This window comes from Tatumella sp. JGM130 (assembly GCF_018257525.1).
GTDB lineage: Bacteria > Pseudomonadota > Gammaproteobacteria > Enterobacterales > Enterobacteriaceae > Tatumella > Tatumella punctata.
In genome coordinates this window covers 1-13,854 of sequence record NZ_JAERJS010000030.1, presented here as the reverse complement: position 1 = coordinate 13,854, position 13,854 = coordinate 1, and the positions used below count along the sequence as shown (strand labels likewise).

The following is a 13,854-nucleotide window of genomic DNA, read 5'->3' as shown; positions in this document are numbered from 1 at the left end:
CCCCATGTCTGAACAACAACCACAGCAAACGGATGCCAGTCAGGATCTCAATAACGAACTGAAAAGTCGTCGTGAGAAACTGGCAGCCCTGCGCCAGAACGGCGTGGCATTTCCGAATGATTTCCGTCGTGATTCACTGTCTGACCAGCTGCACCAGCAGTTTGATGATAAGGACAGCGAACAGCTGGAAAGCACCGGAATCGAAGTCAGTGTGGCCGGCAGAATGATGACCCGCCGTATCATGGGGAAAGCTTCCTTTGTCACCCTGCAGGATACCGGCGGACGTATCCAGTTATATGTATCGCGTGATGACCTGGCGGAAGGTTACTACAACGAGCAGTTTAAAAAGTGGGACCTCGGGGATATCCTCGGGGCGCGCGGTAAACTGTTTAAAACCAAAACCGGCGAACTGTCGATCCACTGTACAGAACTGCGTCTGCTGACCAAAGCATTACGCCCGTTGCCGGACAAATTCCACGGCCTGGCGGACCAGGAAACCCGTTACCGTCAGCGCTATCTGGATCTGATTGCTAACCAGCAGTCGCGGGACACCTTCCGGGTACGTTCAAAAATCATGGCCGCGATCCGCCAGTTTATGGTGGATCGTCAGTTTATGGAAGTGGAAACCCCGATGATGCAGGTGATCCCCGGTGGCGCATCTGCGCGTCCGTTTATTACCCATCATAATGCGCTGGACATTGATATGTACCTGCGTATTGCCCCGGAACTGTACCTGAAACGGCTGGTGGTGGGCGGTTTTGATCGGGTTTTCGAAATTAACCGTAACTTCCGTAACGAAGGTATTTCGCCGCGCCATAACCCTGAGTTCACCATGATGGAACTCTATATGGCCTATGCGGACTACAACGATTTGATCGAACTGACCGAAAGCCTGTTCCGTACCCTGGCAGAGAAAGTACTCGGCCATACCAAAGTCACCTACGGTGATCAGGTGTTTGATTTTGGTCAGCCGTTTGCCCGCATGACCATGCGTGAAGCGATTAAAAAGTACCGTCCGGAGACCGAACTCAGCGATCTGGATGACTTTGATAAAGCGGTGGCAATTGCCGGTTCACTGGGGATTAAGGTTGAGAAAAGCTGGGGATTGGGCCGTGTGGTGACGGAAATTTTCGAAGAAACCGCCGAAAGCCAGCTGATTCAGCCCGCCTTTATTACCGAGTATCCGGCCGAGGTTTCGCCGCTGGCACGCCGTAACGACCAGAACCCGGAAATCACCGACCGTTTTGAGTTCTTTATCGGCGGACGGGAAATCGGTAACGGCTTCTCAGAGCTGAATGACGCGGAAGACCAGGCGGAACGTTTCCGGCAGCAGGTTAATGCCAAAGACGCCGGTGATGACGAAGCCATGTTCTATGATGAAGACTATGTGACCGCCCTGGAACATGGTCTGCCGCCAACCGCCGGACTGGGTATCGGTATTGACCGGATGGTAATGCTGTTTACCGACAGCCACACCATCCGTGATGTGATCCTGTTCCCGGCCCTGCGTCCGGAAAGCAAATAATTCCGCGTCAGCGGACAGTCATCTTGTCAGCTTTTAACGCCCGGCCAGTGCCGGGCGTTTTTACAGCGTGACCGCCAGACCGCCCCGGATATCTGGTGGCTGAACTGGGTCGGCCCGTGGCAGTACCAGATCTCTGCCGCCCAGGAAGCCCAGTATACGGCAGTGCCCCATACAAAGATTATCGGTATGCGCCTCAGTGTTTCCCCGTGGCAGTCACTGGAACTGGGAGCCAGCCGGATAATGCAGTGGGGCGGCGAAGGACGTCCTCAGTCGTTAAATAATTTCTGGGACGGTTTTGCCGGTAATGACAATACCACCGCCAATGACCCTAACGAGCCGGGTAACCAGCTGGCCGGGTTTGATGCCCGGCTGAAACTGGAACCGACCCTCGGTATCCCGGTCAGTATCTACGGTCAGCTGATTGGGGAAGACGAAGCCGGTAAACTGCCGTCGTCGAATATGTACCTGCTGGGGATCGAAGGGCATCAGAGCCTGGGGAAAAATGCGGTTAACTGGTATCTGGAAGGCCATGATACCCGTACTGATATGAGCCGCACCAACTACAGTTATACCCACCATATCTATAAAGACGGTTACTACCAGCAGGGTTATCCGCTGGGCGACAGCCTGGGGGGCGATGGCCGGTTACTGGCGGCGAAAACCGAGCTGGTCACCGAAGATAACCAGCGCTGGAGTGTGCGTATGTTCTACGCCAGAGTAAACCCGGAAAATCAGCGTATTAACCGTGCCTTCCCCCATGCGGATACCCTGAAAGGGGTACAGCTGGGCTGGGGAGGCGCAGTCTATAAATCGGTACGGCTGAATCTGAGTAGCTGGTATACCGATGCCAGCCATAATGATAATAACGATTTAGGTGCCAGCGCGGCACTGGAAATCCCGTTTCAGCTGTAACTAATCACTGACGTTGTATGGCCGTATCAGACGGCCGGGGCAGGGAGGCCCGCAGTATCCGCCGCGGAAGGGCAACAGTCAGCAGTGTCTACTTTTAACTGATGAAATAAATTGATGAAAACAACCGTACTGAAACTGACAGCCGCGGCAGCCCTGGTGGGGCTGCTGAGCGGTTGTACCATGATCCCCGGCCAGGGGCTGAACAGCCTGCGTAAAAATGTGGTGGAACTGCCGGACAGTGACTATGACTGGGATAAACTGGTAAATGTCTACCCGATGACCCCGGACCTGATCGACCAGCTGCGTCCGGCACCGATACTGGCCCAGCCTAACCCGCAGCTCGACAGCCTGCTGAGCAGCTACCAGTACCATATCGGCCGCGGCGATGTATTAATGATCACCGTCTATGACCACCCGGAACTGACCACCCCGGCCGGCACCTACCGCAGTGCCAGTGATACCGGTAACTGGGTCGGGGCCGACGGCACTATTTTCTACCCTTATATCGGTAAAGTGTATGTGGCCGGTAAAACCCTCGACCAGGTACGGGTGGAAATTGCCCGCCGGCTGGCGACCTATATCGAAAGCCCGCAGGTGGATGTCAGTGTGGCGGCTTTCCGTTCCCAAAAAGCCTATGTCACCGGTGAGGTGACCCGCTCCGGCCAGCAGGCGATTACCAATGTGCCGTTAACCATTATGGATGCGATTAATGCGGCCGGCGGATTATCGGCCGATGCGGACTGGCGGCATGTGGTACTGACCCATAACGGTAAAGACATTGTGCTGTCCCTGCAGGCCCTGATGCAGAAAGGGGATCTGTTAGAAAACCGGTTACTCTATCCGGGCGATATTTTGTTTGTGCCGCGTAACGACGACCAGAAAGTCTTTGTGATGGGCGAAGTCGGTAAACAGAGCACCCTGAAAATGGACCGCAGTGGTATGACCCTGGCCGAAGCCCTTGGCAGCTCTGACGGGATTAACCAGCAATATGCTGATGCCTCGGGGATTTTCGTGATCCGTAAGATCCCGAAAGATAAACAGGGGCGGATTGCCAATATCTATCAGCTGAATGCCAAAGATGCCTCAACGATGGTCATGGCCAGCGAATTCCAGCTGCAGCCTTACGATATTGTCTATGTGACCACCGCACCGCTGGTACGCTGGAACCGGGTGGTATCTCAGTTATTACCGACCATTACCGGTATCTATAATATGACCGAAACAGCGAATTATTACGGAAATCTGAAATAATTATGTTTAATTCAATCCTGGTGGTCTGTACCGGTAATATCTGCCGTTCGCCGATTGGCGAACGGCTGCTGCGTCAGGCGTTACCGGACAAAACAATTGACTCTGCGGGGGTCGGCGCATTGGTTGATCATGAAGCCGATAGTTCAGCGATTGCTGTTGCCGGACAGCATCAGTTATCGCTGCAGGGCCATAAAGCCCGCCAGTTTACCGGCCGGCTGGGGCGGCAGTATGACCTGATACTGGTAATGGAAAAACACCATATCGAACAGGTGACCAGAATTGCCCCCGAAGCGCGCGGAAAAACCCTGTTAATCGGCCACTGGCTGGAAAATAAAGAGATCCCCGATCCGTACCGGCAGAGTATGGAAGCATTTGAATTTGTCTATCAGTTACTGGACCAGGCTTGTCAGCGCTGGGCCGGGAAACTGGGCGGTTAACCTTAGGAAGTCAACATGTCACCGACAGCGAAACATACCCCGGCCAGTCCGGACTCTGATGAAATCGATCTGGGACGCCTGCTTGGCGAACTGATCGACCACCGTAAACTGATTATCAGTATTACTGCGGTTTTTACCGTGCTGGCAATACTCTATGCCCTGTTTGCCACCCCCGTTTATCAGGCGGATGCGCTGGTACAGGTGGAACAGAAGCAGGGCAATACCCTGTTAAACAGTCTTAGCCAGATGCTGCCCGACAGCCAGCCGGCATCAGCCCCGGAAATTGCTCTGTTACAGTCACGGATGGTGCTGGGTAAAACCGTCGACGACCTGAACCTGCAGGCGCAGGTCAGCGAAAAATACTTTCCGCTATTTGGCCGCGGCTGGGCGCGGTTAACCGGCCACCCGCCGGGCACCCTGACTGTTGGCCGTATTTATGTGGCTGCACAGGACGGCAAAGTACCGGCCCTGACGGTTACCGCGGGTGACAATGGTCATTATCAGTTATCCGGTGGCCCCTATCATTTACAGGGCCATATCGGTCAGTTGCTGGAAGCCAATGGTTTATCCCTGTTAATCAGTGATCTGCAGGCCCCGCCGGGCACAAAATTTACCATTAATTATCTGACCCGGCTGGAAGCAATAAATAATCTGCAAAAGTCGTTTTCGGCGGTTGATCAGGGTAAAGATACGGGAATGTTAAATCTGACCCTGAGCGGCAGTGACCCGGCGCTGATCCGGCAGACCTTACGCAGCATCAGTGATAACTACCTGGCACAGAACATTGCCCGTCAGGCGGCGCAGGACAGTAAAAGCCTGGACTTTCTGGCCCGCCAGTTACCTGAGGTACGGGCGGAGCTGGATACGGCCGAAGATAAGCTGAGCGCCTACCGTAAACGCAGTGATTCGGTTGATTTAACCATGCAGGCCCGTTCGACCCTTGACCAGGTGGTGAATGTCGATAATCAGCTGAACCAGCTGACTTTCCGTGAAGCGGAAGTGTCGCAGCTGTTTACCAAAGACCACCCGACCTATAAGGCGCTGCTGGAAAAGCGTAAAACCCTGCAGGATGAAAAAGCCCGTTTAAATAAACAGGTCTCGGCGATGCCGGCCACCCAGCAGCAGGTACTGCAGTTAAGCCGCGATGTGGAATCAGGCCAGGCGGTATATATGCAGTTACTTAACCGCCAGCAGGAACTGAATATTGCCAAAAACAGTGCTATCGGCAATGTGCGTATTATTGACGATGCGGTAACCGAACCAAAACCGGTAAAACCGAAAAAAGTTCTGGTGGTTTTAATCGGCATTATTCTGGGTGTTTTTATTTCTGTCGGGCTGGTGTTGTTACAGGTATTTTTGCGCCGCGGGATTGAATCGCCGGAGCAGCTGGAGGAGCTGGGGATTAATGTCTATGCCAGTGTGCCGGTTTCTGAGTGGATGACCCGCCAGCAGCCGAAACGGTCACTGAAAGGTAAACATAAACGTAAAGAAAATATCCATTTCCTGGCGAAAGATAACCCGGCAGACCTGGCCATCGAAGCGATCCGCAGCCTGCGCACCAGTCTGCACTTTGCCATGATGGAAGCCAGAAATAACGTGCTGATGATTTCCGGGGCCAGCCCCAATGCCGGTAAAACCTTTATTACCACCAACCTGGCGGCGGTCATTGCCCAGAGCGGCCAGAAGGTACTGTTTATCGACGGTGATATGCGTAAAGGCTATGCCCACCAGATATTTAACCAGACCACCGACCATGGCTTATCGGATATTCTGTCCGGTAAATCACCGGTATCGCAGGCGGTCAAAAACGTGGCTAACGGCAGCTTTGACTTTATTGCCCGTGGCGCCATACCGCCTAACCCGGCGGAGCTGTTAATGCACCCGCGTTTTCAGCAGTTGCTGGACTGGGCCGGTGAACACTATGACCTGGTACTGGTGGATACCCCGCCGGTCCTGGCGGTCACCGATGCGGCAGTGATTGGCCGTTATGCGGGGACCACCCTGCTGGTGGCCCGTTTTGAACAGAACACCGCCAAAGAGATTGAAGTCAGTATCCGCCGCTTTGAACAGAGCGGGGTAGCGATTAAAGGCTGTATTCTGAACGGGGTGGTGAAAAAAGCCAGCAGCTATTACGGCTACGGCTACAGCCACTACGGCTATTCTTACGACGATAAACAGCAATCATAACTCCGTTATTCTAACACTCAGTGCGGGGCACATAGCTGTGCCCCGGCATTCCCTCCGCAACCTCTTTATTAACACCCCCCGCACCGGGAGATGGTGAGGAAATCATGACGCGTTTAACCCGAAATTTGTGGGTCAGCGGGCTGCTGATCCTGTCAGATTTTATCGGCTTTACCCTGGCGATTTATATTGCGATGGGCATTTTACAGCTGACCCTGAGCCATTTTCATGACCGCATTCCTGAGGTGCCGACCGAAGGCTGGATCAGTCTGCACTGGATGCTGGCCTGCTGCTGTACTGGCTGGTTTGCTGTCCGGTTACGCCATTACTTTTACCGTAAAACCTTCTGGTTTGAACTGAAAGAGATCCTGCGCACTCTGCTGATTTTTGCGGTATTTGAAATAGCGATAGTGGCTTTTGCCAAGTGGTATTTTTCCCGCTACCTGTGGGTACTGACCTGGCTGCTGGTGCTGCTACTGGTCCCCGCCCTGCGGATGCTGACCAAAAAACTGCTGGATAAAGCCGGCCTGTGGCAGCGGGACGCGATTATTATCGGCAGCGGTAAAAATGCCATTGACGCTTACCAGGCGATTACCAGCGAGAAAAACCTTGGTTTCCGTGTCACCGGATTTATTAATACCGAACCGGCTCTGGCCGGGCAGCAACAGTTACAGGGGATTCCGTTATTAGACTGTAATCCCGGCTGGCTGGGCAATGGCGTAGATCGGCGTCAGCAGTTTATTGTGGCGGTGGAAAGCCAACAGGCCGAACTGCGTAATCGCTGGCTGCGGGAAATGATGATTAAAGGCTATCGTTATGTATCGGTAATCCCGACATTACGTGGTATGCCCCTCGACAGCACCGATATGTCATTTATTTTCAGCCATGAAGTGATGATTTTCCGTGTCCATCAGAACCTGGCAAAGTGGTCATCACGGGCACTGAAACGCGGTTTTGATATCTGTGCCTCGCTGGCAATTATTATTCTGCTATCGCCGTTACTGCTGTATATCCGCAGTAAAGTCAGAAAAGACGGGGGGCCGGCAATCTATGGTCATGAACGTATCGGCCAGCATGGCAAGCCGTTTAAATGCCTGAAATTCCGTTCTATGGCGGTTAACTCCGGACAGCTGCTGGAAGAGTTACTGGCCAGCGACCCTGAAGCAAAAGCCGAATGGGATGCCACCTTTAAACTGAAAAACGACCCGAGAATTACCCGTATCGGCGATATTCTGCGCCGCACCAGTATGGATGAATTACCCCAGCTGTTTAATGTACTGAAAGGCGAAATGAGCCTGGTCGGGCCGCGGCCAATTATCCAGCAGGAACTGGAGCGTTATCATGAACAGGTCGACTATTATCTGATGAGTAAACCTGGTATGACCGGACTCTGGCAGGTCAGCGGCCGCAGTGATGTGGATTATGAAACCCGCGTCTATTTTGATGCCTGGTATGTAAAAAACTGGTCAATGTGGAATGATATTGCGATTTTATTTAAGACTGTCGGGGTGGTGCTGAAACGTGATGGGGCATACTAAATCATTAAATCTTATTGGCAATTTATTAGTTATAAGGTGAGCTAGTGAAGCTAAGTAAATCTGGTGTATTTGGCCTTATTTTATCATTCCTATGTCCATTATTATCTATTGTTTTCTCGTTCATGAACATTAAAAGGGAAAACTATAGGTTAATGAATGTGGCTATATCGATTTCTGTTTTCTCTATAATTTTAACTATACCGCCATATCAGGATTTATATCGAAGATATATCGAGAATTATTTGTCCTACAATATTCAAACGACATATATACAGGCAGTTGCGGGACATGTTGATGTTTTAATGTATGTTGTTGCTCTTTTTATGAAAAAACATAGTATCCCATTTTATTTCTTTCCGGCTATTCAGGCTGGTGTGGTTAATTATCTTTTTTATCAAGTACAAGAGATGTGGTAGAGTCTAAATATTATTTGGGGGGGAAGAGAATCCCTTATCTGTTATCATTTCTTTTTATAAATATTTTAGCCGGAGCTTTGGGGATAAGGTTTTATATGGCAGTTGCCTTATTTACTAAAGGGTTAACTTTGTACCTGTTTAGGGGGAGGTTTAATAGCGCAGTCATTTTTTTATTTCTTTCTGTCATGTTTCATTTTTCTGCAGCCTTACCTATAATAGCATTATTCACCAGCCGAATAGTTAAATTGAAATATAGGTTTGTTCCTTTTTATTTCTTGATGGGATTTGTTTTTGGTTCTTTTTTATTACTTGATATTATAAATAGTGGGGTATTAGGTTATCTTGGACAATATATTAAAAGTGGTTATATTGATTTTAGTACAAATGCTGATGTAGATACTAAGGGAAATGCCATTGTAGTAACAGTTTGGAGGTATTTTATTCTTTTGTTTTTGTATATACCGTGCTATAAACTGTATAATAAAAAAAATGATGATACTGGTTTTTTAAATTTCATCGGAGTTTATTTTGTAATTTGCAGTTTAACTGCAATATCATTTAATGCATTCAATAGATATATAATAGCGTATGGTTCATTCTTTGTTTTATTGAATTGCTTTATTGTTATGAATTTTAGAGTGAAAAAAATTCAGATTAACATTTTTATCTTCATTCTTGTGTTTAATTTTTTGTTTCAGAATATTTATTTGCAGAGAAGGCCTATACTCTTCGGGGAAATGTGGAAGGGGCTTTATATGCCTTTTTTAATAAACATAGAGAAAAGTGATTATGATTTTAAAATTCAAATGAATCAAATTGATGAGAATGGTGATTGGATAAAAGATAGAGTCGCTTCGGAGTAGAAATATGCCAATAGTTACAGTGTACATAACAACATGTAATAGAATTGAGTTATTAAAAAGATGTTTGCAATCAATTAGGGAACAAACAGTAAAAGATATTGAAATAATTGTTGTGGATGACAACTCAAATGATGAAACAACGCTGTATATGGAAAGTGTTTTATTAACGGATAGTAGAGTAAAATATATAAAGAATAGGAAAGGTATGGGGGCATGTTACTCAAGAAATTATGCCATAAAAATTGCAAACTCAGAGTATATCACAGGGTGTGATGATGATGATTATTTCGAGAGTAGAAGGATAGAAAATTTTTTAGAAAATAAAGAGTTATTAAATGAATATTCTTTTATTTATACTGACAGCTTATGGTTAAATGGTAGTAAAATTACCTCGGCAGGGATAAATAAATTTGCAAAAAATGAAGTTTGTGATGATGATTTACTATATTTTAATTTTATAGGTAATCAGGTTTTTTGTAAAACAAAGATGATGAGGAAATATTTTTTTGATGATGGAATGCCAGCTTGGCAGGATCTGGAGTTGTGGTATAGAATTTTAAGGAGTGAGAAAAATAAAGGAATAAGGATTCAGGGCTATAACTATATTCAAGATATAGGTCATGGATATTCAAGGATAAGTTTATCTAAAGAAAGTAAGGTAAAAAAAGCGTATTCACTATTTATAGATAAATATAATTTGAATAATTATGAACGTTCAATTTTAAGAAGTCATTTTTTTAATTATGGAATGGATGGGGAAAGAATATTAATAACATCATTTTTTTTGATTTTAAAAAAACCTAGTTTTTTCAAAGTGTTATTACTTATCAGGAATATTAAAGAGTATATAAAAAATGCAAGCTGATGTTAAGTTTAGTGTTCTATTATCACTGTACTTTAAAGAAAAACCAGAGTACTTACATGAGTGCTTGGAAAGTTTAATTACTCAGACATTATTACCTAATGAAATAGTTATCGTATTTGATGGTCCCCTATCTTTTGAGCTGGAATCAATAGTTGAAAACCTAAAGACAGAAATACCATTAAAAATTCTAAGGTTAGAGGAAAATGTAGGCTTAGGGAAGGCGTTGAATTTAGGTTTAAAAATATGCTCATACTCATACGTAGCAAGAATGGATACAGATGACATATGCAGGCCTGATAGGTTTGAAAAGCAAATGTGCTTTTTATTAAAAAACCCAGATGTATCTCTGCTTGGTTCCTCTATTACTGAATTTGATGGTGAGTTAAAAAGAGAAAAAAAATTACCTTTGTACCATCAGGATATTATTAATTATTCAAAGATGAAAAATCCTTTTAATCATATGAGTGTTATTTTTAAAAAAGAATCAATTAAAAATGTTGGTGGGTATAGGCATCATTTATATATGGAGGATTATAATCTCTGGTTAAGACTGTTGCATGGTGGTTTTTTAACTGCTAATTTAAATGAATCATTGTTAGATGTTAGAGTTGGGAATAGTATGATAGAAAAAAGGAAAGGCAGTAAATATTTAAAAAGTGAGGTGGGGCTGTATAAGTTGAAAAAGAATCTTGGAATTGATCAAGGGTGGAGTTTATATTTTAATTTTGTAATTAGATTCGTTATGAGATTACTACCTATTATCATTTTGAGTAAAATTTATGAAATTGAACGGGGAGGTAAAAATAAAATAAAATGAGATTTTCCTGGAAGGCGTATTTATTTTTGTTTTTCTTTTCTTTAACAGGAAAAGCAGAACAAAGATTATTTAGTTTAAATGAGATAAACTCACATAGTGGAGATATTTTTATTAGTGGTGGTGTTTATTATCTTTTTGGTGAATACAGGACTAAACATAATAATAAAGAAAGGACTGAAAATAATCAAAAAATAACACTCTACAAATCATCAGACTTCGTTACATGGGAAAGACTTAAAGATCCTATTGATTTGACAAAAGATCCCAATGATTTTGAAGTTGAAAGGCCTAAGGTGCTATTTGATAGGAAGTCTAATGTTTACTATTTATTTGTTCATCTTCAACCTCACCGAAAATTTGATGAAGGAGTTGGTTTTTTAGGTGTGGCGTCATCAGAAAATATTGATGGTCCTTATAATAACTTAATGTTTTATCAAATTGCGGCTCATTTGGAATCCTCAGGGAATTATTATTCTGTAGACAAATATAATAAATGGATTAAAAAGGCAGATAACCTTTACCGAAAGTCAATACCTACAGGGCAAGAGGTAAGAGATTATAATGTTTTTAATTTTAACAATGATAACTATATAATATATACTTCTGAAGAAGGGTTTTCCATCCAAATAGCAAAGCTAAATGATCCATTAAATAAAAAAGGAACATGGTTTGTTAGGGATTTGATTGGGGAAAGACATGAGGCCCCAGTTTTATTTTATAAAAACAAGAATGCTTATGTGATACTATCAGGTATTCATGGTTATAATTTTACTCGTTCAAATATATACAAGGTTGATACGAGAAACATGAAGCTAACTTATTTGAGTCCACTAGTTGATGGTAGTGAAAGTGAAATTGAAACATCAATTAGAACACAACCTGCTTTTGTTTTTAAATGCTATAGGAGTGGTAGGTTAATTTACGCAGGAGATAATTGGCAATATAAAAATAAAAATAAAGATCTTTCAGAAAGTAAATATAGTTTTTTTGAAATAAAATGGAATGGAAGCAAGCCATACATCAGTAAAAGTAGTGAGTATGTTAAAGGGGATGTTTGCGGAGTGAAAAAATGAAAAGAATAGCTTTTGTAATTGATGATATAAGTCATAAAGGTGGTACTGAGCGTGTTCTTTCTAACTTGATTGATTCATTGTCTGCCACGCATAAAATTACAGTATGCAGCATTAATGAAGGAGGGGGGTATGGTTATCTTAGAAAAACTGAAAATGTTAGGTTCGCTAATGGAATAAATAGATTTTTTAAAATTATAAATATAATATCTTTTTTGAAAGAAGAAGACTTCGATAGTGTTATTATTATTTCAATGGGGCGGCTATCCTTTGAGATTAATCCATTACTAAAGATTTTTAGGTGCAGATCAAAAATTATTAGTTGTGACCATGTGGCAATAGAATCATTTTCGTTGCCACTTAGGGTAATGAAAATGATTTCTTATACTTTTCCCGATAAAATTATAGTTTTAACAGAAAGTGATAGAGATTATATTAAAACAAAAAATCCTTTTGTCAATGAAATACGTACGGTTAGGAATTCATCACCTTTTTCAAAAGTTAATTTACCTATTTCTGAATTAATGTATGCGAGGGAGAAAAGCGTATTAGCTGTTGGAAGACTTACTGAGCAAAAAAACTTTAAAGTTTTGATTAAAATGTGGGCTTCTTTGCCCGAAGAGATAAAGTCTCATTGGGTTTTAAAAATAGCTGGAGATGGGGAGTTGAAAGAAGACTTACAGAATCAGATAAGTTATCATGATTTGGAAGGTAAGGTAATATTACTTGGCAATGTTAATGATATAATAGATGAGTATAAAAAGGCATCTTTCTTGTGTATGACTTCATTATATGAAGGTCTTCCAATGACTCTTATTGAGGCTAAGGACTTTGGATTGCCTGTTATTTCATTTGACTGTAAAACAGGCCCTAAGGAAATAATAAGAGACGATGGATTCTTAATAGATTGTTTTAATGAAGGTGAATATATTGACTCAATGATTAAACTCATGACATCAGAAAATATTAGATATGAGATGTCTACGAATGCATTAAAGAATAGAATTTTCTATTCGGAGGATAAAATAACATCCGAATGGAATTCTTTTATTTAAAATAAAAAGAAGGTTAGTAAGTGAACAATAAGATTATAAATATACAATATGCCAGAGCTTTTGCTGCTATATGTATTGTTCTGTATCATGTTATGCGTAAAGGTATGCTTCTGGGTTATAATGAATTTGAATTTGAAATTGGGAAAATGAGTGTTCCATTATTTTTCATTATTTCTGGGTTCATAATGTGCTATATTCAAGATGTCAGACCTAAACACCCTCTTGATTTTTTTAAAAACAGGATAATAAGAATACTCCCACCTTATTATTTCTTCACTACATTAATACTGGTTATTTATATTATAAAGCCAGATTTGGTTAAATATTCACATTATCCTAATATATCAATTATTGGGTCATACACCCTGTGGCCTATGATTAACTCTTCAATGTTGTTGAATCCAGGATGGACATTAAGGCCAGAGTTTACATTTTATTTTGTTTTTTTATAACAACATTGTTTTTTAAAAAAAGCAATCAAAAATATTTATTTGTTATGCTTGTTTGTTTCTCTCTTTCAATAGTTTCTTATTTTAGCTCAATCGAAGTTTTTAGAGCATTTTTTAATTATATGTATATATTCGCAATAGGGATGGTTGTATATAATCTAAGAGGTAAGTTATATGGTGATATCAATACTGTTTTGTTTGTTGTTTTTTCGTGTTTAACTATTTTTCTGATAACGAAAAAAGATGATGTTGATGTTATATCATCTCTTCTCCTGGGTGGGTCGTTTTTGTTTTTTTTAAATATGGAGGGTAAAATAAACCATGGTAGATTCTATATGAGATGGCTAAATAGCTGCGCCTAATACCGCTACACTTTTGCCAGACCCTGTTTTCTACCGGGAAACGGGCTGACGGTTTCCATAAAATGGCGCACTTTTTTTAACAGTTGCCACATTGAACGGCACTGATGATT

Annotated in this window: 12 protein-coding genes and 1 pseudogene; 12 read left to right on the top strand and 1 reads right to left on the bottom strand. The window is 43.1% G+C overall.

What is annotated here, in order from left to right:
- Nucleotides 1-4: 4 nt before the first annotated feature.
- From lysS to JK211_RS17120, 12 genes and pseudogenes are all read left to right on the top strand, one after another.
- Nucleotides 5-1,525 carry a lysine--tRNA ligase gene (gene lysS / locus JK211_RS13170; RefSeq protein ID WP_212709129.1) on the top strand — a complete coding sequence of 507 codons (1,521 nt, stop codon included), beginning with the start codon at nucleotides 5-7 and terminating at the stop codon, nucleotides 1,523-1,525.
- A 60-nt stretch (nucleotides 1,526-1,585) separates the two neighbouring features.
- Nucleotides 1,586-2,437: pseudogene (locus JK211_RS13165) on the top strand (capsule assembly Wzi family protein); the annotation flags it as partial.
- Nucleotides 2,438-2,551: 114 nt separating this feature from the next.
- Nucleotides 2,552-3,688, top strand: coding sequence for a polysaccharide export protein (locus tag JK211_RS13160; RefSeq protein ID WP_212709128.1), 1,137 nt, complete (start codon nucleotides 2,552-2,554; stop codon nucleotides 3,686-3,688).
- 2 nt (nucleotides 3,689-3,690) lie between these two features.
- Nucleotides 3,691-4,125: a protein tyrosine phosphatase gene (locus tag JK211_RS13155; RefSeq protein ID WP_212709127.1), complete on the top strand. Its 435-nt coding sequence runs from the start codon at nucleotides 3,691-3,693 to the stop codon at nucleotides 4,123-4,125.
- 15 nt (nucleotides 4,126-4,140) lie between these two features.
- Nucleotides 4,141-6,312 carry a polysaccharide biosynthesis tyrosine autokinase gene (locus JK211_RS13150; protein ID WP_212709126.1) on the top strand — a complete coding sequence of 724 codons (2,172 nt, stop codon included), beginning with the start codon at nucleotides 4,141-4,143 and terminating at the stop codon, nucleotides 6,310-6,312.
- A 104-nt stretch (nucleotides 6,313-6,416) separates the two neighbouring features.
- On the top strand, nucleotides 6,417-7,847 hold the full coding sequence (gene wbaP / locus JK211_RS13145; protein ID WP_212709125.1) for an undecaprenyl-phosphate galactose phosphotransferase WbaP: 1,431 nt from the start codon (nucleotides 6,417-6,419) through the stop codon (nucleotides 7,845-7,847).
- Between the two features lie 409 nt (nucleotides 7,848-8,256).
- Nucleotides 8,257-9,126, top strand: coding sequence for an EpsG family protein (locus JK211_RS13140; protein WP_371734640.1), 870 nt, complete (start codon nucleotides 8,257-8,259; stop codon nucleotides 9,124-9,126).
- A gap of 4 nt (nucleotides 9,127-9,130) precedes the next feature.
- Nucleotides 9,131-9,991 carry a glycosyltransferase gene (locus tag JK211_RS13135; protein ID WP_212709124.1) on the top strand — a complete coding sequence of 287 codons (861 nt, stop codon included), beginning with the start codon at nucleotides 9,131-9,133 and terminating at the stop codon, nucleotides 9,989-9,991.
- A complete protein-coding gene (locus JK211_RS13130) occupies nucleotides 9,981-10,808 on the top strand; it encodes a glycosyltransferase (protein ID WP_212709123.1) in 828 nt (275 codons plus the stop codon). The genes JK211_RS13135 and JK211_RS13130 overlap by 11 nt, the downstream gene beginning before the upstream one ends.
- Nucleotides 10,805-11,881: a glycoside hydrolase family 43 gene (locus tag JK211_RS13125; protein ID WP_212709122.1), complete on the top strand. Its 1,077-nt coding sequence runs from the start codon at nucleotides 10,805-10,807 to the stop codon at nucleotides 11,879-11,881. Before JK211_RS13130 ends, JK211_RS13125 begins: the two co-directional genes overlap by 4 nt.
- Entirely contained in the window at nucleotides 11,878-12,933 is a 1,056-nt protein-coding gene (locus JK211_RS13120; RefSeq protein ID WP_212709121.1) for a glycosyltransferase family 4 protein, read from the top strand. The genes JK211_RS13125 and JK211_RS13120 overlap by 4 nt, the downstream gene beginning before the upstream one ends.
- A gap of 20 nt (nucleotides 12,934-12,953) precedes the next feature.
- Entirely contained in the window at nucleotides 12,954-13,385 is a 432-nt protein-coding gene (locus JK211_RS17120; protein ID WP_212709120.1) for an acyltransferase family protein, read from the top strand.
- Nucleotides 13,386-13,749: 364 nt separating this feature from the next.
- Here the strand turns inward: JK211_RS17120 and JK211_RS16930 are convergent.
- On the bottom strand, nucleotides 13,750-13,854 hold a 105-nt coding region (locus JK211_RS16930), incomplete at its 5' end, for a hypothetical protein (RefSeq protein WP_249213791.1).